Origin of the sequence: uncultured Microbacterium sp. (assembly GCF_963521645.1) — a bacterium.
GTDB lineage: Bacteria > Actinomycetota > Actinomycetes > Actinomycetales > Microbacteriaceae > Microbacterium.
Map to the genome: position 1 here is coordinate 69,140 of NZ_CAUQVQ010000002.1, position 21,902 is coordinate 91,041.

Here is a 21,902-nt window from a genome sequence, read left to right on the forward strand (position 1 = left end):
CGCACGCCCGAGCGCGATCGTCGAGCGCCGTCTCCTCGTTGGGAGGCGGCGCTCAGCGCTTGTCCGACCGTCGGCGGTCGTTCCACGCGGCGAACGCGGATGCCGCGGCGTCCGCCGCGCGATCGATCGCCTCGGTCGATCGCGAGATGAGGTCGTGCGCGGCATCCTGCCAGACCGACGATGTCTGCGGAGCCTCACCGGCCTGCACCCGCGCGGAATACTCTGCGGCTTCGAGCGCGCGCTCGAGAGCGGCGACCGCATCACGGTAGGCGGCGAAGTCCGAGGCGCTGACACGCCCCGTCGCCGCTCTCCTGGTCTCCACCGCGTGTGCTGCCGCCCGAAGGTACTCGGCGGTCGCCGGTTGTCTCACGTCGGTCATCGCGGGATACGCGATCTGCAGACCCGGATCGGTCTCGTAGTGCATCCAGCGCACCACGATCGCGTCGTGCTGCGCCTGCAGTCGTTCCAGAGGGCGTGGGGCGGACGCCGCGGGGATCGCCGCTCTCGCGGCATTGAGGCGTACCTGCTTGGCCCTCACGTCGGCTGCCGCCGCCTTGGCATCGCTCTCCTTGGCGCGGAGCATCCTCTTGGCACCCGCGACCTGCTCGGGGGTCGCACGACGCGCGGTGCGCTCGGCCGAGATGCGGGCGACGTCGGCTCGCGCGAGCTTGACCGCCATGCGCCGTTCCACGGCTGTCTGCCGCGCCGCCTTGAGGTCGTGCCGAGCCGCGTCGTACTCGAGTCGACGGCCGCTCCTCGTGCTGCGACGGCGCAATCCGACCGCACTCGCGACGGCGCCCCCGGCGGCGACGGGCGCGATCCACCACAACTCGACAGCGAGCATGAGCGGATCCATACCTCGATGCTACCTACGTGCGCGGCCGTCCGCTCCGTCTCCGCCCCGCTCGCCCGAGGCCACGACCGATGATCGATCGTGGCCTCGGCGTGCGCAGAGCGGCCGGAGCGCGGGCGGCTAGACCAGCGTCTCCTGCCAGGCGGCGTGCAGCTGGGCGAACTTGCCCGTCCCGTTGATGAGGGCCTCGGGAGCGTCGTCCTCGATGATCCTCCCGTGCTCCATCACCAGCACGCGATCGGCGATCGCGACGGTCGACAGACGGTGCGCGATGATGATCGCCGTGCGGTCCTTGAGCAGCGTCTGCAGCGCATCCTGGATCAGTCGCTCGGAGGGGATGTCGAGCGAGGCGGTGGCCTCGTCGAGGATCAGCACCGCCGGGTCGGCGAGGAAGGCACGCGCGAACGAGATCAGCTGGCGCTGACCCGCCGACACGCGACCACCGCGCTTGTTGACGTCGGTGCCGTACCCGTCGGGCAGCGACGAGATGAACTCGTCGGCTCCGACCGCCCGTGCCGCAGCCCGGATCTCGTCGAGCGACGCATCCGGCTTGCCGAGAGCGATGTTGTCGGCGACGGTCCCGCTGAACAGATACGCCTCCTGCGTGACCATCACGATCGCGCGGCGGAGATCCTTCGGATGCAGCTCGCGCAGATCGATGCCGTCGAGCGTGACGCGCCCCGCGGAGGGATCGTAGAAACGCGAGATCAGCTTCGCCAGGGTCGACTTGCCCGCGCCGGTCGTGCCGACGAGGGCGATCGTCTGTCCGGCCGGGATGTCGAGCGAGAAGTTCGGCAGGATCGTCTTCTCCCCGTTGTACCCGAAGGTCACCTCGTCGAACTCGACGTGCCCGCGCGAATCCCACAGGTCGACCGGCTTCTCCGGATCCGGAACGGTCGGGACCTCTTCGAGCACTCCCGACACCTTCTCGAGCGCGGCGGTGGCCGACTGGTACGAGTTGAGGAACATCGCGATCTCCTGCATGGGCGCGAAGAAGTTCCGCACGTACAGCACGGCCGACAGCAGGACTCCGACGGTGAGAGCGCCGTCGGAGACACGGATGCCGCCCCACAGCACGACGATCCCGAGCACGAGGGCGGCGACGCCCATGAGGCCCGGTTCGAACGTGCCGAACAGCAGCATCGAGCGGCGGTTGACGTCGCGGTACTCCCCTGCGATCTTCTGGAACGCCGCGTCGTTGCGCGGCTCCTTGCGGAACGCCTTGACCGCCCGGATGCCCGTCATGGTCTCGACGAACTGCACGATGACCTTCGCGCTGATCACTCGGGACTCGCGGTAGACGAGCTGCGATCGCGAGTAGAACCAGCGCATCAGGAAGAACAGCGGCACCCCGCCGATCGCCAGGATGAGACCCGACTGCCAGTCCCAGATGCACAGGGCGATGAAGGTGAACAGTCCGAACAGCACACCGGAGACGAGCTCGTTCAGCCCGCCGTCGAGCAGTTCCTTGATCGAATCCAGGTCGCTCGTCTGGCGCGAGATGATTCGGCCCGACGTGTACGACTCATGGAACTCGAGGCTGAGGCGCTGGGTGTGCAGGAAGATGCGCTTGCGCAGGTCGAGCAGCACCGCCTGGGTCAGCTTCGCCGCGATGATCACGTACCAGGCGATCATCGCCGCAGCGACGGCGCCCGCGAGCAGGTAGATCCCGCCGATCATGAAGGTCGGCATCCAGTCGGCGCGCTCGATCACGGCGGGCAGGGCTCGGTCGAGCCCGATGCTGATGAGGATCGGCCCCGCCACCTGGAGCGCGGTCGAGATCACCAGCACGACCGCGGCCAGCGCGATCTGCCGCTTCAGCGGACGGACGAGCGAACCCAGAAGGCGCAGCGAGCGCCGCCGGATCTCGCGACTCTCCTCTTTCGTGTACCGGGAGCGGTCTTCATCCTGGGTTCCGGTGATGGCGGAGCTCATCGCTGCACCTCGCTCTCTACGTCGATGGGGGTTGCCGAGCCCGCCGACGCCTCGTCGGCGGCGTTCTCACGGATGCCGTCGCGGACGGCCAGTGCGATCTCCTCCTGCTCGTCGCGGACGATCGGGATCGCGCCGGTGCGCGCCGCCTCCTCCGCCTCGAGGCTCGAGATGACATGCCGGTAGTGCCGGCTCGTCCTCAGCAGCTCGCTGTGGGTGCCGACCGCCGTGACGCGCCCGGCCTCGAGCAGTGCGACGCGGTCGGCGAGGGCCACGGTCGACGGCCTGTGCGCGACGATCATGGCCGTGGTGTCGGCCAGCACGTGCCGCAGCGCCTCTTCGACGAGCGCCTCGGTGTCGACGTCGAGCGCCGAGAGAGGATCGTCGAGCACGAGCACCTTGGGGTTCGCGGCGACGGCACGGGCGAGGGCCAGCCGCTGACGCTGACCGCCGGAGAGGCTCAGTCCCTCTTCACCGATGATCGTCTCGACGCCCTCGGGGAGCGAGTCCACGAAAGCGGCCTGAGCCACGCCGAGAGCCTCCCGCAGCACGCGTTCGGCCTCGTCGCTGTGCACGTCGAGATCTGCGCGACCCAGCAGCACGTTCTCGCGCACCGTCGCCGAGAACAGTGTCGCGTCTTCGAAGGCCATGGCGATGTGCTGCCTCAGCTCGGCGAGCGGGAGGTCGCGCACATCGACGCCGTCGAGCGTGACCCGGCCGCCGGTCACGTCGTACAGCCGCGTCGGGAGCGTCGTCAACGTGGTCTTGCCGCTGCCCGTCAGGCCGACGAGCGCCATGGTCTCACCGGGACGCAGCACCAGGTCGATGCCGTCGAGCAGGTCGCGCTCGTGTGCGCCCGCATCCTGGTAGCGGAAGTGCGCCCCCTCGAAGGCGAGTTCGCCTCGGGGCTCGGCGATGTGCACCGGGTTCTCCGGGTCGGTGATCGAGTTCGTCTCCGAGTAGATGTCGAACACGCGATCGGTGGCCGTGCGTGCGTCGAGCATGAACGAGAACAGGAATCCGATCGACTCGATCGGCCAGCGGAGCACCACGGCCATCGCGAAGAACGCGAACAGCTCCGCCTGGTCGATCTGCCCCTGCGAGATGAGCCAGATGCCCGACATCAGGCTGAGACCGAAGGCGATCTGTGGCATCAGGTCGAGCCAGAACCAGATCGAGGCGACCGCGCCGGCCTTGCTCATCTCGGTCTCGCGCAGCGTCTCGGCCTGGCGGCTGAAACGGCTGAGCGCATGCTTGCCACGGCCGAACGCCTTGAGCACGCGGATGCCGTGCACACTCTCCTCGACGCTGGTCGCGAGGTCACCGGCCTGATCCTGGCTGCGCCGCGTCAGCGCGCCGTACCGCTTCTCGAACAGGTAGCCGCGCACCCACAGCGGGATCGCGGTGACGATGAAGATCACCCCGAGCAGCCAATGCCAGCGGAACAGCAGCACGGATCCGATGATGATGGTCAGGACGTTGACCACGAGCAGCACGAGCCCGAACGCGAGCCACCGACGGATCAGGCCGATGTCCTGCATCATGCGGCTCAGCAGCTGACCCGACTGCCAGCGGTCATGGAACGACACCGGGAGGGTCTGCAGACGCGAGTAGAGCTCGGTGCGCATCGTGTACTCGACCTGGGTCGCAGGGTTCAGCACGAACTGGCGGCGCAGCCAGACCATCAGCGCTTCTCCGAGGGCGAGGCCGAACACGGCGAGCGCGCCCCAGGCGATGGCCTCGATGGCTCCGGTCTGCACCGGCCCGCGGATGATCTGTTCGAGGACGATCGGGATCATCAGAGCGATGATCGCCGCCACGAGTGCGCTGGCGGCGCCTCCGGCGAGCCGCCAGATGACGGGCTTCACGAAGGGCTTGAGGCGCCACAGCGCGGCCGGAGTGGAGAGCGAGGAAGACGGGGAGGCGTTCTGCGATGAAGGCGAGGAAGACATGTCTCTCAGACGAGTTTCGTATGGGGAAGCGGTTGCTGACGGAGGCGGAGGCAGCGAAGGACTCTCGGAGTCCGGCATCCGGGGAGGTCGTGCGTGTCGGAAGTGGCTCTAGCGGAGCGGGCGCACCGGGGTCGAGCCGAGAGCGGCGATCTGCACAGCGGCGATCGATGTCATGGTGTCCTCCTCAGGCTCGGCGATGTCGTCCGGTCGGTGCGACAGCCCACCAGCCTATTCCTGTGAACCAGCTGAGCACAAGAGAGATTCCCGATTGCTCCGGATCGCGTCACGGGCGAGGTCGATCACGGTCGTCGGCCGCGGACGACGATCGCGACGTCACGCGGTCGGTCGCCTCACCCCCGCGCCGCTTCCCTCTCCAACAGGCTCGCCTTGACGTCGAGACCCCACGCGAATCCGCCGAGCGTGCCGTCGGTGCGCAGCACGCGATGGCACGGGACGAACAGCGCCGGAGCATTGCGGGCGCAGATCGAGGCGGCGGCCCGCACCGCACGAGGGTTGCCGAGCCGCGCCGCGAACGAGGTGTAGGTCAACGGCTCCCCCGGCTCGATCTCACGCAGCGCCGACCACCCGGCGAGCTGCAGCATCGTGCCCGTCTGCGTCACCGCGACCGCGTCGATCGCCGTGAGATCGCCTGCATAGAACGCGCGCGCCGCGGCCGCGGCATCGGTCTCGCGCTCGCGCACCTCCGTCGGCCGCCCACGGGGCGCGAGACGGGCGACGATCGTCGCCTGGTCGGCGGTCCACCCGGAGGAGAGCACCCGCTGCTGTTCGTCGGCGAGGATGGTGAACGGTCCGTCCGGGGTCTCGATGGTCTGGATGATGGCGTTCATGGGGTCTCCTTCGCAGGGCTGATGGTCTGTGGGGTGCGGATCCGTCTGGTCGGCCGCGCCGGTGCGGCTCGCCACAGGTGCGCGCTGAGATAGCTGCGCCACGGAGCAGCGCGCTCCGCCCACGCGACGAGCGGCAGCGGATCCCCCGGGAGTCCGGCGACGACCGCTCCTGCACGCAGTGCGACATCGCCCGGGAGCAGCACGTCGGGGTCGCCCAGCACCCGCATCCGCACATAGTCGGCCGTCCAGGGACCGATGCCCGGCATCGCGAGCAGCGCGGCGCGCTGCGCGACGCCGTCGTCACCGACCGTGAGCGGGAGCGAGCCGTCGGCGAGTGCCGCGGCGGCGCCGACGATCGCTCGGATCCGTGCGCCCGGGCCTCGCAGCACTTCTGCGCCGTGCTCGGCGATCGCGGACATCGTGGGGAACAGGAGTCCCTGCTCGGTGCGCTCCCCCAGGGCCTCGGTGAGAGCCGAGAGCGCGGTGCGAGCCGCGACGACCGTGATCTGCTGACCGATCATCGCGCGGATCAGCATCTCGTGCGGATCCGCAGACCCGGGGACGCGGATGCCGGGGGTCCTGGCGACGAGCGGAGCGAGCTCGGGGTGCGTGCTCAGCGCCTGATCGACGGCGAGAGGGTCGGCGTCGAGATCGAAGATGCGTCGCACGGTCGACACCAGCGGGGCGAGATCGCCGAGCTGCGCGACACGGGCCCGCAGATGCAGTCGCTCGGTCGCGTCCTGACTCACCTCGAACCAGGCCGGTCCGCCCGCCATGCGCAGGTGACGCGAGAACGACGAGGCCGTGGCCTCTTCGACCCCGGTGACCGCGCGGGCCGCCATCCACTGGAAGATGCCGGCCGCGTCGAGCGGTCCACGGTACGGGAGCACGAGGTCGATCGCGCCCGGAGCCGCCGACGCCGGCGCCTTGCGACGGGCGCGGAGCTCGCCCGGGGTGAGGCCGAACACCTCGCGGATCGTCTCGTTGCACTGGCGGATGCTCGCGAAGCCCGCAGAGAACGCGACGTCGGAGATCTGCATGTCGGTGCCGACGAGCAGCATCCGCGCCGTGTGTGCGCGGTGCGCCCTGGCGAGGGCGAGCGGACCCGCGCCGAGCTCTGTCGAGAGCAGCCGCGTGAGGTGCCGCGTCGAGTACCCGAGACGCACCGCGAGCCCCGAGACCCCCTCGCGCTCGACCACGCCCGACGCGATGAGACGCATGGCCCGGGCGGCGACGTCGCTGCGCAGGTCCCACGCGGGTGAGCCCGGCGCCGCTTCCGGGAGGCAGCGCTTGCATGCACGGAAGCCGGCCTCGTGGGCTGCGGCGCTGGTCGGATAGAAGGTGACGTTCTGCGGCTTGGGGGTGCGCGCGGGGCAGCTCGGCCGGCAGTAGATGCCGGTGGAGCGCACTGCGGTCACGAACTGACCGTCGAAGCGCGTGTCGCGTGCGCTGATCGCACGATACCGCTCGTCGAAGTCGGTCACGGGGAAGCTCATGGCTCCACTCTGTCACGCGGCACCGACACCGGCTGGCGGAAATCGGACATCGCTGTGGACCCTCGGCCCGGAACACGACGAGACCCCTCGCGCGATGTCGGCGCGAGGGGTCTCGGAGACGTGTCGGCCCTGGGGCCGCCGGACTCAGTGGAAGAAGTGGCGCTCCCCCGTGAAGAACATCGTGACGCCCGCCTTGCGCGCGGCGTCCACGACCTCTTCATCGCGCACCGATCCGCCCGGCTGCACGATCGCGGTCACTCCGGCATCGATGAGCACCTGGGCGCCGTCGGCGAACGGGAAGAACGCGTCCGACGCGGCCACCGATCCGGCGGCGCGGTCGCCCGCGCGCTCGACGGCCAGGCGGCACGAGTCGACGCGGTTGACCTGCCCCATGCCCACACCGACCGTGGCGTTGTCCTTGGCGAGCACGATCGCGTTGGACTTCACGGCGCGGCAGGCCTTCCACGCGAAGATGAGGTTCTCCATCTCCTCGTCGCTGGGCCGCTCGCCCGAGACGAGCTCCCAGTTCTTCGCGACCGACACGATGTCGTCGGGGAAGCGGTCGGCGTCCTGCAGCAGCAGGCCGCCCGAGACGAGGCGCACATCCATGCGCTCCTGCTGCCAGTCCTCCGGCAGCTGCAGCAGACGCAGGTTCTTCTTCGCCTTGAACACCTCGAGCGCCGCCGGCTCGAACGACGGCGCGACGATGACCTCGGTGAAGATGTCCTTGAGGTTCTCGGCCATCTTGAGCGTCACCGTGCCGTTCGCGGCGATGACTCCGCCGTACGCCGACACGGGGTCGCACTCGTGCGCACGGAGGTGCGCGCTCGCGATGGGGTCGAGGGCGTTGGGCGCGGTGGTGGCGATACCGCAGGGGTTCGCGTGCTTGATGATCGCGACGGCCGGCTTGACCATGTCGTAGGCGGCACGCAGTGCGGCATCCGCGTCGACGTAGTTGTTGTACGACATCTCCTTGCCCTGCAGCTGAGTCGCCTGGGCGATGCCGTGACCCCCGACGCGCGTGTAGATGGCACCGCGCTGGTGCGAGTTCTCTCCGTAGCGCAGCGTCGCGAGGCGCTCGGCCTGGATCGTCAGGTGCGTGGGGAGGTCGTCGCCGTCGCCCAGCGTGCCCTCGGCGAACCACGCCGCGACGGCCGTGTCGTAGGCGGCGGTGTGCGCGAAGGCGCGGGCGGCGAGCTCACGACGCTGCGTCAGCGTGGTGCCGCCGCTCTCGATCGCGCTGATGATGCCGGGGTACGACTGCGGCGAGACGACGATCGCGACGTTGGCGTGGTTCTTGGCTGCGGCGCGGACCATGGCAGGGCCGCCGATGTCGATCTGCTCGACCACGTCGTCGCCCTCGGCGCCCGAGGCGACCGTCTCGACGAAGGGGTAGAGGTTCACGACGACCAGCTCGAACGGCTCGATGTCGAGCTCGTCGAGCTGACGCTCGTGGTCCTCGAGGCGCAGATCGGCGAGCAGACCGCCGTGGATCTTGGGGTGCAGGGTCTTGACCCGGCCGTCGAGCATCTCGGCGACGCCGGTGACGGCGGCGACATCGGTCACGTCGAATCCCGCGTCGCGGATGGTCGACGCGGTCGATCCCGTCGAGACGATCTGCACGTCGGCCTCGGAGAGCGCCTTCGCGAGCACGAGGAGATCGGTCTTGTCGCTGACCGAGACGAGGGCGCGCCGCACCGGAACGGTGTCGCGATCGCGGTACAGCGAGTGGTCGTGGCGTGGGCCGGCCATGATGGGCTCCTTCGTACGAGGGTGACGTGCGTGGATGGGTTCAGGATGCTGCGGACAGCGTGAGCTCGCCGGTCGCGATGCGGCGCACCACGTCGATGAGCAGTCGGCGTTCGACGGGCTTGATGCGCTCGTGCAGGCTGTGCTCGGTGTCGCCCGGCAGCACCGGCACGCGCTCCTGCGCCAGGACCGGGCCGGTGTCGACGCCGTCGTCGACGACGATCACACTGGCGCCGGTCTCGGAGACGCCGGCGGCCAGGGCGTCGCGCACACCGTGCGCGCCGGGGAACTCCGGGAGGTACGCCGGGTGCGTGTTGATCAGGCGCGGCGAGAGTGCGGCCACGAGCCCGGAGGGAAGCAGCCGCATCAGGCCGCTGAGCACGACCAGATCGGCGTTCCACACAGCCAGCTGACGACCGAGCTCTTCGCCCCACGCCTCGCGGGACTCGTGCTCGTGCCACGGAACCGTGAAGCTCGGGATGCCGAACTCTTCCGCGTGCGCGAGCCCGTCGGCTTCGCGATCGGCGCCGACGACCACCACCCGCGCGGGAAAATCGGGGTGACGAGCGGCCTCGAGGAGGGCGCGAAGGTTCGAGCCGGTGCCCGAGATGAGAACGGCGACCGTGAGCACGCGCCCAGTCTACCGGGGCGCGCCTGCCGCCCCGACCGACGCGTCAGGCGCGCGGATCCTCGGAGTCGCGATGCGCGGACGGGGGCTCGGTGAGATCTCCCAGGGGCGCGGTGTCGTGCGTGGACGGGTCGGAGTGCGACGCCGCCGCCGAGCCGTCGTCGGGGATCGCGGGGGCGAAACCGCGATCACGGGCCGCCACGAGATCGGATGCCGACATCTCCGCGATCCAGCGATCGGTGCGCTCCTCGGCGAGCTCATCGCGATTGCGGGGCGAGAGAAGCAGGATCGCCGCCCCCAGGAGCACCTCGCCGCCGAGCGCGAGCGCGAACGGCAGCACCGCGGGCCCCGCCTCCGCCAGCCGACCGGGTCCCAGCGATCCCCCCGCCAGGAGCGCGGCGACGGCTGCCAGACCCGCCGTGACCGCACCGATGGCGATCGCGATCACGGCGCGCGGCGCCGTGCCGAGCGGAGTGTCCTCCCACACGAGGCGGGAGCGCACGGCCCATCCCGCGAACGCGCCGGCGCCGATCGGGATGATCACCACGATGAGCATCCAGATCGACGAGTTCTCAGGAAGCAGACCGAGCACGGGGATGCCCGGTACGACCCCCAGCTGGGTTCCGGCCGGCGACACCGCGGTGCCGACGCCGACCGCGAATCCCGGCCCGGCCAGCCACGATGCCGTCCACACCAGAAGAGTGGGCAGGTACGCCAGCTGTCCCAGCGTGATCACGGTCGCGCCGAGCGCATCCACGCGCGCAGCCTGGAACAGCGCCACGACCTCACCGCCCCGCGCGATCGTCATGACCGCCAGGGCGATGCCCGAGACCGCCGTCACGGCGAGCACGGCGAACGCGGCCCCGCGCACGGCGGCTGCCGGCACCGGCGTCCAGTCGCCCCACGTGTCCATGAGGTCATGCAGTCGATCGATGAGACCGCCGTCTCCGTCATCCCAGACCGCCCTGACCGCGCCGCACAGCGCCCCGGCCAGGTACACGGCGATCGGGAGGACGATCGCCTCCGCGACAGGCACCTGAGCGGCGTCGAGGTGGGAGGTGAGCGCGACGAGGGTGGCGATCGCGGCGAAGGCCGCGGTCCCCGCGAGCGTTCCCAGCAGCCACGCACCGGCGCGGGCCGCACGGGCTCCGGAGCGCGCGGCGAAGAGCAGGGTGAAGAGCAGCAGCGCCAGCGGCGTGACGGAGAGCGTGAAAGCGGCGGCGTCCGGTGCGACCCCCGCGGTGCGCAGAACCTCCGTCGATATCTCGACGCTCACGGGTGCACCGTGCCCGAACTGCCACAGCGTGCCGGTGAGCGGCCACAGGGCACCCCAGTCGGCGGTCGCTCCGAACGCGAGCGTCCACAGCAGGGTCAGCGGAGCCAGGAGTACGACGAGCCCCACCGCCGCGGCGATGGCGGCGTCGAAGGCGGCGAGGAGCGCGACGAGGAGGCGTTGCATATCGCTTCGAGACTACGGCGTGAAGGCCGTGCGAGCCCTGGGGACGCGCGCGGTGCGGGCGACACGATATCGTCTCCTGCGGAGGTTTCCCGATGTCAACTGCCCCGTCCCCCACCCGCTCCCAGGCCGAGCCCGCGAACGCGCTGGATCGCTTCTTCGAGATCAGCAAGCGCGGATCCACGATCGGCACCGAGATCCGAGGTGGTCTGGTGACGTTCGTCACGATGGCCTACATCGTGATCCTCAACCCGATCATCCTGTCCGGCTCGGCCGATGTCGCAGGCAACACCCTCGACTTCAGCGCCGTCGGCGCCGCGACCGCGCTGACCGCCGGCGTGATGACGATCCTCTTCGGTCTCATCACCCGCCTGCCCTTCGGCTTCGCAGCCGGCCTCGGCATCAACGCCTTCGTCGCGTTCTCGGTCGTCGGCCAGGTCACCTGGCCCGAGGCCATGGCGCTCGTCATGATCAATGGTCTCGTGATCGTGCTCCTCGCGGCCACCGGCCTTCGGAAGATGATCTTCGACGCTGTGCCGTTCCAGCTCAAGATCGCGATCACGGTCGGAATCGGCCTGTTCATCGCCTTCATCGGCTTCGTCAACTCGGGCTTCGTCACCGCCACCGGCAGTGCCTCCCCGCCGGTCGGCCTGGGAGTCGGCGGCTCCGTCGCGACCGTCCCGACCGTTCTCTTCATCGTCACGCTCATCGTCACCGGCATCCTGGTCGCCCGCAAGGTCAAGGGCGGGCTGCTCATCGGCCTCGTCTCGGGCACGGTGCTCGCGGTGATCGTCGAGGCGATCTGGCACCTCGGTGCCGCAGCAGACGGCAACGCCGGAGGCTGGGGGCTGACGGTGCCCACGCTCACCGGCTCGCCGTTCGGCCTGCCCGACCTGAGCCTGGTCGGCGCGGTCGACTTCAGCTTCGACTTCAGCAAGGTCAGCCTCGTCGCGATCGTGATGATCGTCTTCACGCTGGTCTTCTCGAACTTCTTCGACGCCATGGGCACCATGACCGGTCTCGCCAAGGAAGCCGACCTTGCGAACGAGAACGGCGACTTCCCGCGCATCAAGTCGGCACTGGTCGTCGAAGGTGTCGGCGCGATCGTCGGTGGTGGTACCTCGTCGTCGTCGAGCACCGTGTTCATCGAGTCCGGAGCGGGTATCGGAGAGGGTGCGCGCACCGGCTTCGCGAACCTGATCACCGGTGGCATGTTCCTGCTCGCGATGTTCCTCACACCGCTCACGTCGATCGTGCCGACCGAGATCGCCGCCGCGGCGCTGGTGATCGTCGGAGCGATGATGATGGCCCAGATCAAGTACATCGATCTGACCGAGTTCGACGTGCTGCTGCCGGTGTTCCTGACCGTGACCGTGATGCCGTTGACCTACTCGATCGCGAACGGAATCGGCGCCGGCTTCGTCAGCTGGGTGCTCATCCAGGCGCTCTCCGGCAAGGCCCGCAAGATCAGCCCGCTGCTGTGGATCGTTGCCGTCGGCTTCGTGATCTTCTTCGCCCGCGGACCGATCGAGGCGCTGTTCGGCGTCGCCTGAGCGATCGAGAACGACGGAGGGGCGGATGCGAGTCGCATCCGCCCCTCTCGTCGTCTGCGATACCTGTGGCGCCGCTCCGCGTGCAGGGTGCCAGGCTCGGATACGACGCCGAAGCGCTGCGGCGGATCAACGCCGATGCGGTGCGACTCCTCCAGGAGATCGCCGCCGAATCCGACCTGCCGGCGGTACGCATCGTCGGCATGCTCGGCCCTCGCGGCGACGGCTATCGTTCCGGAGCATGGGACCCCGTGACGGGATCCGACGATGCCTACCGCTAACACCGCGACCAGGTACGGGCACTCGCCGAGGCGGATGCGGACGTGATCGCGGCGTACACGCTCAACGATGCGGCGGAGGCTCGCGGCATCGTGCGCGCCGCGCGCGAGGTCGGCGCGGACGTCGAGATCTCCTTCACCGTCGAGACGGACGGACGGCTCGCGACGGGTCTCACCCTCGCCGAGACGATCGCCGAGGTCGACGCGGCAGGCGCCCCGGACGCCTACCTGCTCAACTGCGCCCACCCGGATCACTTCGCTCGCGCCCTGGACGCCGAGACGTCTCCGCGTATCGCCGGCATCCGCCCGAACGCCTCTCGCCTCTCGCACGCCGAGCTGGACGAGTCGGACACCCTCGACGACGGCGACCCGGTCGAGTTGGCGACACGTGTGAGCGCGCTCCTCGAACGGATGCCGTCGGTGCGGGTCGTCGGCGGGTGCTGCGGCACGGACACGCGTCACGTCGCGGCGATCTGGGAGCGACTCGACGTCCACCGATGACGTCGGCCCCCTCGCAGGGAGGCGGTGACCTGTGCGGGCCGTCAGCGGACCGGATCTCTCACGATGCACCGGACCGGGACGATACAGGATGACCCGCGTCGCGCACGAGACGTCGGGATCGGGGGTACAGAGAAGGCCCCGGAGTGGAGTCCAGGGCCTTCTCTTCGAGTATAGCGCTTAGAGCGACTCGACGTTCTTCGACTCGTCGCTGCGCTCCTCGCTCAGTAACCGGTTGGCTAGAACCCTTCGATCACCGCACGCATGAGGGCGGCGGTCTCGGACGGCGTCTTGCCGACCTTGACCCCGGCGGCCTCGAGGGCCTCCTTCTTCGCCTGAGCGGTGCCTGCGGAACCGGAGACGATGGCGCCGGCGTGACCCATGGTCTTGCCCTCGGGAGCCGTGAAGCCCGCGACGTAGCCGACGACCGGCTTCGTGACATGCGCCTTGATGTAGTCGGCCGCGCGCTCTTCGGCGTCGCCGCCGATCTCACCGATCATCACGATCGCCTTGGTCTCGGGGTCTGCCTCGAACGCGGCGAGCGCGTCGATGTGCGTCGTGCCGATGACGGGGTCGCCACCGATGCCGATCGCGGTCGAGAAGCCGAGGTCGCGCAGCTCGAACATCATCTGGTACGTCAGCGTGCCCGACTTCGACACGAGGCCGATGGGGCCCTTGCCGGTGATGTTCGCGGGCGTGATGCCGACGAGCGCCTCACCGGGGGTGATGATGCCCGGGCAGTTCGGCCCGATGATGCGGGTCTTGTTGCCCTTGCTCTGCGCGTAGGCCCAGGCCTCGGCCGAGTCGCCGACGGGGACGCCCTCGGTGATCACGACAAGCAGCGGGATCTCGGCGTCGATGGCCTCGATCATCGCGTCCTTCGTGAAGGCGCCGGGGACGAAGGCGATCGACACGTCGGCGCCGGTCTCCTTCATGGCCTCGGCCACGGAGGCGAAGACGGGGAGCTCGACGGCGTTGCCGTCCTTGTCGGTGTGCGAGACCGTGGTGCCGGCCTTGCGGGCGTTCACGCCACCGACGACCTGGGTGCCGGCCTTGAGCATGAGCGCCGTGTGCTTGGTGCCCTCGCCGCCGGTGATGCCCTGGACGATGACCTTGGAGTCCTTGTTGAGGTAGATCGACATTTCTCTGTTCCTTGTGTCTCTCTGCGATCAGGCGTTGGCGAGTTCGGCGGCCTTGTCGGCGCCCTCGTCCATGGTGCTGGCGAGTGTGACGAGCGGGTGTGCGTACTCGGCGAGGATCGCGCGACCCTCGTCGACGCGGTTGCCGTCGAGGCGCACGACCAGCGGCTTGGAGGCTGCGCTGCCGAGGGTCTCGAGAGCGCCCTTGATGCCGTTCGCGACGGCGTCGCATGCGGTGATGCCGCCGAAGACGTTGACGAAGACGCTCTTGACCTGCGGGTCGCCGAGGATCACGTCGAGACCTGCTGCCATGACCTCGGCCGAGGCGCCGCCGCCGATGTCGAGGAAGTTCGCGGGCTTGACGCCGTTGTGGTTCTCACCGGCGTACGCGACGACATCGAGCGTCGACATGACGAGTCCTGCGCCGTTGCCGATGATGCCGACCTCGCCGTCGAGCTTCACGTAGTTCAGACCGCTCTGCTTGGCCTTGGCCTCGAGCGGGTCGGCGGCGTCCTTGTCTTCGAGCGCCTCGTGCTCGGGGTGACGGATCTCGGAGGCGTTGTCGTCGAGCGTGACCTTGCCGTCGAGAGCGATGATGTCGCCCTCTTCGGTGCGGACCAGCGGGTTCACCTCGACCAGAGTCGCGTCCTCGCCCTTGTAGACGTCGAAGAGCTTGACGAACACGTCGGAGACCTTCTCGACGAGGTCTTCGGGGAAGTTCGCGGCGCGAGCGATCTCGACGGCCTTCTGCTTGTCGATACCCGTCAGAGGGTTGACCTCGACGCGTGCGAGAGCCTCGGGGCGCTCGACCGCGAGCTCCTCGATCTCCATGCCGCCCTCGACCGAGCAGAGGCTCAGGTACGAGCGGTTGGCACGGTCGAGCAGCACGGAGAAGTAGAACTCCTCGGCGATGCGCGCACCCTGCGCGACCATGACGCGCTTGACGACGTGACCCTTGATGTCGAGACCGAGGATCGCCTTCGCGGCCTCGTACGCCTCGTCGGGGGTCTTCGCGACCTTGACGCCACCCGCCTTGCCACGACCACCGGTCTTGACCTGGGCCTTGACGACGACCACGCCGCCGATCTTCTCGGCGGCTGCCTTCACCTCCTCGGGGGTGTCGGCGACGATGCCGGCGAGGACCGGCACTCCGTACTTCTCGAAAACGTCTCGTGCCTGGTACTCGTACAGATCCACTGTGCTTCCTTCACTGGGCTGCGGCCTGGAATTCTCTCGATGTCGAGACATCGATCAATCCCCCAGCCTACTACCGCCGTCTGACAGCCCACGTTCGGAGAGCCGGGCGGCGACCCGACACCGTCCGGTAGCATTCTCGTGCGCCGAATCAGGGGGAGACAGATGACGGACACGTTCGACTGGTCGGATCCGGTCGCCACCCGGGCCCGCATCGAGCAGCAGGTGAAGGACGCGGAGCGCCGCGCGGCGAGGGCCGAGCAGGTGCGCGACGACATCGCCGCCGTGCGTGAGCGAGCGACGTCGCCCGGCCGCGATGTCGCAGTCACGGTCGACTCCTCCGGTCGACTCGCCGACGTCGTACTCACAGATGCGGCGTTCGACCGCTCCCCCTCCGCCCTGGGCGCCCTGATCGTCGCCCTCGCCGGAGAGGCGCAGCGCGCGGCAGGTGCGAAGGCCGTCGAGATCGCCGCCGAGGCGTTCGGCGCAGACGACGCAGCCGTCGAGCACCTGCGAGAAGAGATCGCTCAGCTCCCCGACCCGAGTCAGGACGGCCAGCCCCGGATCGAGTACCGCTGATGGCGGAGCTCATCGCCGTCGACACCGAGACGGTCCGCATGCACGCGCAGCGCGTCGGGCAGGTCGCGTCCGACGTGCGGCTCGCCGAGAACGCCGCCGGATCGATGAATGTCGGCGGCGGAGCGTTCGGAGTCATGTGCGCGTTCCTCGTCCCGCCCGCACAGCTCGTCTCGTCGATCGCCACCGGCGCGATCTCCGCCGCGGCGACCATGCTCGAGCAGTCCGAAGAGCAGCTCAGGGGCCTCGCGGATGACTTCGACGAGGGCGAACAGCGGCAGCTCGACACGATCAACGGCCTGATGGCATCTGTCGAGGGCGGCACCCGGTGACGCCGCCGAACCCGCTGGTCGCCGGACCGATCGACCCCACGACGCCGTTCAGCGGAGCAGGGCTTCTCGAAGACGGCTACGAGCTCGTCAACGCCATCGAGAGCGGCGATTGGGTGTCCGGTGGCCTCGCCTCGTTCTCCGCCCTGGCGAACACCGTCGCGACGGCGATGGATCCGCTCGGATCGCTGATCGCGGCGGGGCTCGGCTGGCTCATGGACCATCTCGAGCCGCTCAAGGGCTGGCTCAACGACCTGACCGGCGACGCCGGCGAGGTCGCCGGATTCGCCGCGACCTGGGGAAACATCGCTCAGCATCTGCAGCAGGCCGGCCAGACGCTCGATGCGCGCCTCGCCGACGTCAGCTCGATGTCCGGTGAGGCGATCGAGGCGTACCTCCGACTCCAGTCCGACGTCGCAGCCCACATCTCGGCCGCCGCCTCATGGGCGGGCGGGATGAAGACGGGCATGGAAGCGGCGTCCATGCTCGTGCAGGTCGTCCACGAGCTCGTTCGCGACACGCTCTCGCAGCTTGTGGGCTCACTGATCTCGTACGCGAGCACGCTCGTCATCTCGCTCGGCACCGCCACCCCGTATGTCATCGCCCAGGCGACCAGCCGCGTCTCGGCGATGACCGCCCGGATCTCCGGCACGGTGCTCAAGCTCGTCGACGCGGTCACGGCCCTCGCCAAGCACCTCGACGAGCTCAAGGCGCTCTTCCAGCGCCTCGGGGACCTCTTCTCGCGCGGTCCCGGCGGGAACGCACCGTCGAGCCCCGGATCACCGCACACCCCGGGCACCCCGCATGGCCCGGACGGCACGACTCCGGGCGGTACCGCACCCGACGGGCCCTCGTCGCCCGGCCCGAGCGTGCGCGACCAGAGCACGCTCACCGACGAGCAGCTCCGGACGTACCTCGAGACCAACTATCCGGAGTACGCCGACGACTTCGCGAACGACGGCACGCTCCCGCCCGACGTCCAGATCCCGAAGGGGCCGGAGGTCCTGCAGCCCGACGGGAACATCGACTGGGACCAGGTCCCCCACGGCGGGTACGTCCTCGACACGAACGGCGATCCGATCAAGACTCCCCACACACCGCAACCCGGAGACGTGCTCGACCGATACGGTCCTCCCGAGGGCCGGTACACCTCGCCCATTCCGGAGGATGGGCCGTACACCTACGACCAACGGTCCCTCCCCTATGTGGAGAACCCCGCGCATTACCACCGCTATGAAGTGATCGGCGACATGTCCGACCTGCGGGGCGCGTACGACAGCGCCCCTCAGCACGTCAAGGACGAGCTCCTCGCCGGCGGGCTCAGGCCTGAATACCTCGGCTCGCAGGGGTACCAGGGAGATATCGCGCGCGGGTTCGGCTCGACCGGAGGCGGCGTGCAGGTGCAGCTTCCGCTCACCGCCGCGCAGCTGATCGCGCTGGGCCTGCTCAAGGAGATCCCATGACCGACCTGACCGCCGACGACGCGCAGCGCATCATCCGAGACGAGCAGCTCACGGCGACCGCGAACTGGTTCGGCCGCACCGGTCGCCGCCAGTCCGCGGCGTGGATAGACCGCGACGGCGACGGCTGGATCGTGTGGGAGACCGACGAGCGCGGAGACACGTTCCACGACCCGCTCCACTTCAGCTCGGAGGCGGAGGCGCTGGATCTCTTCCTGAAGATCGCGCGTCGGTACAGGGCGGGGAACTCTCAGGCAGTGCGACGGATCGGAGACTCCGCATGACCGAGCTGTGGATCGGCCCTGACGGGCGCGCTCTCACTCGCGAGCCCGTGCCGGCAGGCGCCGAAGTGTGGGACATGTACGGACCCGTGAACACCCGGTACGTGTACCTCGTCGAGAACGGGCAGCCCGCCTCATACGCCGAACGGTCTCTTCCGTGGGTCGAGAACCCGTCCGCCTACCATCAGTTCGCCGTCATCGGCGATTGCGTCCACGTTCGCGCCGCATACGAGCGATCCGACGACGCCGCTCTTCGCCGCGACCTCGAGGATCTCGTGGACATCGGCTACTACCGCTGGGATGAGCCCATCTACCGTGGCATCGTGGCTCCGGCTTTCGGCGATCCCGGCGGCGCCACGCAGCTCGTGCTGCCTCTGCCGCTGTCGTTCTACCTGCGACTCGGACTCATCCGAGAACTGGCCGTCCCTGGAGGTCCGGCATGAACCGTGACACCCTGATCGCCGATCTGCGCGCACGCGGCCGTGAGGGCTACGCCCTGTTCGAGGACCCCCGCGGCAAGCCGAACGTCGTGGTCCTCGCGTTCGGAAGGAACGGATTCCAGAGCTGGATCCAAGACGAGCGCGCACAGCCGATCGAGGGCTCGCTCCGCACCTTCGACGAGGAGCCCGAGGCGCTCGCCGACTTCGCTCACCGAGTGGAGATCTGGAACCGCATCAGCGGCATCCGTTCGACGGGCTGAGGCACCGATCCGCGGCGACGCCGACGGCAGTCGACGCCATCGACGGGTCTAGGCTCATCCCATGCACGAATCCGCAGAACTGCGCACCGGCGTCGTGGCCGCTGCGCTCGAGCTCTTCGCGTCGCAGGGCTTCGATCAGACCTCCGTCGAGCAGATCGCCAAGGCCGCCGGAGTCTCGCGCTCGACCTTCTTCCGTCAGTTCGGCGGCAAGGAAGACGTCGTGTTCGCCGATCACGAAGTGCTTCTGGAGCAGCTGCGCACTTTCCTGGCCGAGGGGCACGAGGATCCGTGGGGTGCGGTGTGCGCGGCATCCGAATCGGTCTTCAGCCATTTCGCGCACGACCCTGAACTCGCCCGCCGCCGCTACCAGATCGTCCGGCAGGTCCCGGTGCTGCGCGAGCGCGAGATCATCACCGTGTTCCGATACGAGCGCCTCTTCGACGACTATCTGCGCAGCTCGCTGCCGGGCATCGACCCGCTCGACGCCGTAGGGTTCTCCGCCGCCGTGACCGCCGTGCACAACCACGTCCTCAGGCAGCTGCTGCGGGGCTCGAAGAAGGTGCCGCTCAGCACGCTGCAGACCGCCCTGGCCGAGGTGCGGCGACGCTACGGCGTGCCCTCCGAGGCCGCGGCGGATGCTCCGGACGACATCGTCGTCGCCGTGTTCCCTCGCTCGATGCCGATCGCCGAGGTCACCAGACGACTGCGCTCGCAGATCACCTGACATTCGATCGGCCGGATCCTCGGCGACTCGTGGAACTCAGTATCGGGTAGTACGATACCTAGTGCCACAAAGGAGTCTCCATGAGCACTGCAGCTTCTCCCTTCCCCGGCGAGCGCGTCTCGTCGTACGACATCACGGGACGGCAGGACAGCGACTATTACGCGGTCTTCGCCGACATCCCCGCCGCCGACAGATCTGCGTGGGACCGCGCGAAGGCGTACATCGATGAGGTCGCGCCGCAGATGGCGGATGCGTGGGACCGCGCGGAGTATCCGCTCGACGCGGCCCGCCGCATGGGCGAGATGGATCTCGTGGTCGACGGCATCGAGCATCCTTCGCTCACCCGGCTGTCCCCCCTCGCCGCCGGGCTCGTGAACATGGAGATCTCGCGCGGCGACGGTTCGCTCGGCACCGTGCTCGCCGTGCAGGGCGGACTCGCGCTGCGCACGCTGGCACTGTTCGGCTCACCCGCGCAGCAGGACAGGTGGCTCACCGGCCTCGCCGACAGCTCCGTCTTCGGATCCTTCGCACTCACCGAGCCCGACCACGGTTCGGACTCGGTCTCGCTCGAGACCGTGGCGCGTCGCGACGGTGACGAGTGGGTCATCCGCGGCACCAAGAAGTGGATCGGCAACGGCGCATCGGGCGGAATCACGTTCGTGTGGGCGCGCGTCGACGACGACACCGCGGAAGAGCACGGTGCCGTGCGCTGCTTCCTGGTCGAGCAGAGCACCCCCGGGTACACCGGCACACCGATCCGAGGCAAGGCATCGTTGCGCGCCATCCACCAGGCGCACATCGTGCTGGATGACGTGCGGGTGCCGCTGGACGCCGTGCTGCCGGGGACGAAGTCGTTCAAGGACGCATCCGTGGTGCTGTACGCGACCCGATCGGGAGTCGCCTGGTCGGCGCTCGGTCACGCCACCGCCTGCTACGAAGCCGCCCTGGCCTACGCGACGCAGCGCGTCCAGTTCGGCAAGCCGCTGGCGAAGTTCCAGATGGTGCAGGAGCGTCTCACGCACATGCTCGAAGACCTCACCGCGATGCAGCTGTACTGTCGGCGGCTGGCGGATCTCGAGAGCGCAGGCGAACTGCGGCCCACGCAGGCGTCGCTGGCGAAGTTCCACAACACCCGGGCGGCGCGACGTGTCGCCTCCGTCGCGCGCGACCTGCTCGGCGGCAACGGGATCCTGCTCGAGAACGGTGTGATGCAGCACATGGCCGACATCGAGGCGATCCACACGTACGAGGGAACGGAGAGCGTGCAGGCGCTGCTGCTCGGGCGCGACATCACGGGGATGAGCGCCTTCACCTGAGCGAAGAGTCGTCACCCGGTGGCGCACTCCGGACTCACCTGTCGGCGCGCTCCTCGGCCGCGAGAGCACCCGACTCCTCAGAGGGCACGGGCGTGGCCGCGAACCGCTGCGCGCCGATCACCGAGAGCAGACGCAGCTTCTCCTGGCTCTCGCTCGCCGGCGCCGCCGTGTACACCAGGAGCGAATGCGACTGCTCCGGGTCGACGAGCGTCTGGCAGGCGAGCTCCAGGCGACCGAGCTCGGGGTGCACGAACCTCTTCGTGTGCGGAGGCATCAGGCCGACCTCGTGCCTCTCCCAGAGGCTCCGGAACTCCTCGCTGCGGCCGAGGAGAAGATCGGCGAATCGGGCCGCGCGCGACCCCGGTCCGCGGAGCCCTGCGATTCCGCGCAGCCCCGAGACCCAGAGCCGTGAGAGATAGGGGCGATCGGCCTCGTCGTACATGAGGCGAGACGCCGGATCCGTGAACCAGCGGTATCCGATGCTGCGCTCCGGGCCCGTGAACCGGGTGAGCTCGCCCACCAGCGCCACGCCGAGCACGTTCTGACGCAGAGTCTCACCGAGTTCCGTCACGATCTCGGCGGGGGTGTCCTGCAGCCGGTCGAAGATCCGCAGCATCCCCGGACTCACGTGGTCGCTCTCGGCTCCGCGCGCCGGCGGAGTGTGCCCTGCGAGTGCGAACAGGTGATCCCGCTCGGCCAGCGAGAGATGCAGTCCCTGCGCGATCGCGGCGACCATCTGCTCCGAGGGCTGAGGACCGCGCTCCTGCTCGAGTCGCGCGTAGTAGTCGGTCGACATGTGGCACAGCGCGGCCGCCTCCTCCCTCCGCAGACCCGTCGTGCGGCGACGAGGCCCGCGCGGGAGCCCGACGTCCTCCGGCTGCAGCGCGTCACGCCGCCCACGGAGGAACGCGGCGAGTCCGCTCCTGTCGATGATCATGGTGGT

21 protein-coding genes and 1 pseudogene are annotated in these 21,902 nt (G+C 69.2%); 11 read left to right on the top strand and 11 right to left on the bottom strand.

The features are described 5' to 3' along the window. Positions 1-52: 52 nt before the first annotated feature. From RWO82_RS01385 to RWO82_RS01420, 8 genes are all read right to left on the bottom strand, one after another. Positions 53-856, bottom strand: a complete 804-nt coding sequence (locus tag RWO82_RS01385) for a hypothetical protein (protein WP_314422329.1) — start codon at positions 854-856, stop codon at positions 53-55. Between the two features lie 117 nt (positions 857-973). Next, positions 974-2,788 carry an ABC transporter ATP-binding protein gene (locus RWO82_RS01390; RefSeq protein WP_314422331.1) on the bottom strand — a complete coding sequence of 605 codons (1,815 nt, stop codon included), beginning with the start codon at positions 2,786-2,788 and terminating at the stop codon, positions 974-976. Continuing rightward, a complete protein-coding gene (locus RWO82_RS01395; RefSeq protein ID WP_314422333.1) occupies positions 2,785-4,737 on the bottom strand; it encodes an ABC transporter ATP-binding protein in 1,953 nt (650 codons plus the stop codon). The genes RWO82_RS01390 and RWO82_RS01395 overlap by 4 nt, the downstream gene beginning before the upstream one ends. 350 nt (positions 4,738-5,087) lie before the next feature. Beyond that, positions 5,088-5,585, bottom strand: coding sequence for a methylated-DNA--[protein]-cysteine S-methyltransferase (locus tag RWO82_RS01400; protein WP_314422335.1), 498 nt, complete (start codon positions 5,583-5,585; stop codon positions 5,088-5,090). After that, complete coding sequence (locus RWO82_RS01405) at positions 5,582-7,081, bottom strand: AlkA N-terminal domain-containing protein (RefSeq protein WP_314422337.1); 1,500 nt, start codon at positions 7,079-7,081, stop codon at positions 5,582-5,584. Before RWO82_RS01405 ends, RWO82_RS01400 begins: the two co-directional genes overlap by 4 nt. A 144-nt stretch (positions 7,082-7,225) precedes the next feature. After that, positions 7,226-8,833, bottom strand: coding sequence for a bifunctional phosphoribosylaminoimidazolecarboxamide formyltransferase/IMP cyclohydrolase (gene purH / locus RWO82_RS01410; RefSeq protein WP_314422339.1), 1,608 nt, complete (start codon positions 8,831-8,833; stop codon positions 7,226-7,228). 40 nt (positions 8,834-8,873) lie between these two features. Continuing rightward, positions 8,874-9,461, bottom strand: coding sequence for a phosphoribosylglycinamide formyltransferase (gene purN, locus RWO82_RS01415; protein WP_314422341.1), 588 nt, complete (start codon positions 9,459-9,461; stop codon positions 8,874-8,876). Between the two features lie 43 nt (positions 9,462-9,504). Then, entirely contained in the window at positions 9,505-10,917 is a 1,413-nt protein-coding gene (locus tag RWO82_RS01420; RefSeq protein ID WP_314422342.1) for a DUF6350 family protein, read from the bottom strand. Between the two features lie 92 nt (positions 10,918-11,009). Between RWO82_RS01420 and RWO82_RS01425 the strand changes: the two genes are divergently transcribed. The 3 genes and pseudogenes from RWO82_RS01425 to RWO82_RS01435 form a co-directional block, all read left to right on the top strand. Next, complete coding sequence (locus RWO82_RS01425) at positions 11,010-12,467, top strand: NCS2 family permease (protein ID WP_314422344.1); 1,458 nt, start codon at positions 11,010-11,012, stop codon at positions 12,465-12,467. Between the two features lie 65 nt (positions 12,468-12,532). Further along, complete coding sequence (locus tag RWO82_RS01430; RefSeq protein WP_314422347.1) at positions 12,533-12,745, top strand: hypothetical protein; 213 nt, start codon at positions 12,533-12,535, stop codon at positions 12,743-12,745. Between the two features lie 12 nt (positions 12,746-12,757). Further along, positions 12,758-13,243: pseudogene (locus RWO82_RS01435) on the top strand (homocysteine S-methyltransferase family protein); the annotation flags it as partial. A gap of 236 nt (positions 13,244-13,479) precedes the next feature. Here RWO82_RS01435 and sucD read toward each other — a convergent pair. Further along, on the bottom strand, positions 13,480-14,382 hold the full coding sequence (sucD, locus tag RWO82_RS01440) for a succinate--CoA ligase subunit alpha (protein WP_314422348.1): 903 nt from the start codon (positions 14,380-14,382) through the stop codon (positions 13,480-13,482). A 27-nt stretch (positions 14,383-14,409) separates the two neighbouring features. Next, the gene (gene sucC / locus RWO82_RS01445) at positions 14,410-15,576 is read right to left on the bottom strand and encodes an ADP-forming succinate--CoA ligase subunit beta (protein ID WP_314422350.1); all 1,167 of its coding nucleotides are present in this window, start codon (positions 15,574-15,576) and stop codon (positions 14,410-14,412) included. 162 nt (positions 15,577-15,738) lie between these two features. On the opposite strand from sucC, the gene RWO82_RS01450 reads away from it, so the two are divergent. From RWO82_RS01450 to RWO82_RS01485, 8 genes are all read left to right on the top strand, one after another. Then, positions 15,739-16,152 (top strand): YbaB/EbfC family nucleoid-associated protein, encoded by a 414-nt coding sequence (locus RWO82_RS01450; protein ID WP_314422352.1) that lies wholly within the window; start codon positions 15,739-15,741, stop codon positions 16,150-16,152. Continuing rightward, positions 16,152-16,481, top strand: coding sequence for a type VII secretion target (locus RWO82_RS01455; protein ID WP_314422355.1), 330 nt, complete (start codon positions 16,152-16,154; stop codon positions 16,479-16,481). The genes RWO82_RS01450 and RWO82_RS01455 overlap by 1 nt, the downstream gene beginning before the upstream one ends. Then, entirely contained in the window at positions 16,478-17,941 is a 1,464-nt protein-coding gene (locus RWO82_RS01460) for a TNT domain-containing protein (protein ID WP_314422356.1), read from the top strand. Before RWO82_RS01455 ends, RWO82_RS01460 begins: the two co-directional genes overlap by 4 nt. Beyond that, entirely contained in the window at positions 17,938-18,222 is a 285-nt protein-coding gene (locus RWO82_RS01465) for a hypothetical protein (protein WP_314422358.1), read from the top strand. Before RWO82_RS01460 ends, RWO82_RS01465 begins: the two co-directional genes overlap by 4 nt. Further along, complete coding sequence (locus tag RWO82_RS01470; protein WP_314422359.1) at positions 18,219-18,662, top strand: hypothetical protein; 444 nt, start codon at positions 18,219-18,221, stop codon at positions 18,660-18,662. The genes RWO82_RS01465 and RWO82_RS01470 overlap by 4 nt, the downstream gene beginning before the upstream one ends. After that, positions 18,659-18,919: a hypothetical protein gene (locus RWO82_RS01475; protein ID WP_314422362.1), complete on the top strand. Its 261-nt coding sequence runs from the start codon at positions 18,659-18,661 to the stop codon at positions 18,917-18,919. Before RWO82_RS01470 ends, RWO82_RS01475 begins: the two co-directional genes overlap by 4 nt. A 61-nt stretch (positions 18,920-18,980) precedes the next feature. Further along, complete coding sequence (locus RWO82_RS01480) at positions 18,981-19,643, top strand: TetR family transcriptional regulator (protein ID WP_314422365.1); 663 nt, start codon at positions 18,981-18,983, stop codon at positions 19,641-19,643. Positions 19,644-19,723: 80 nt separating this feature from the next. Then, a complete protein-coding gene (locus RWO82_RS01485; RefSeq protein WP_314422367.1) occupies positions 19,724-20,959 on the top strand; it encodes an acyl-CoA dehydrogenase family protein in 1,236 nt (411 codons plus the stop codon). A gap of 34 nt (positions 20,960-20,993) precedes the next feature. Here RWO82_RS01485 and RWO82_RS01490 read toward each other — a convergent pair whose 3' ends face one another. Then, positions 20,994-21,893: a helix-turn-helix transcriptional regulator gene (locus tag RWO82_RS01490; protein WP_314422390.1), complete on the bottom strand. Its 900-nt coding sequence runs from the start codon at positions 21,891-21,893 to the stop codon at positions 20,994-20,996. Positions 21,894-21,902 lie beyond the last annotated feature (9 nt).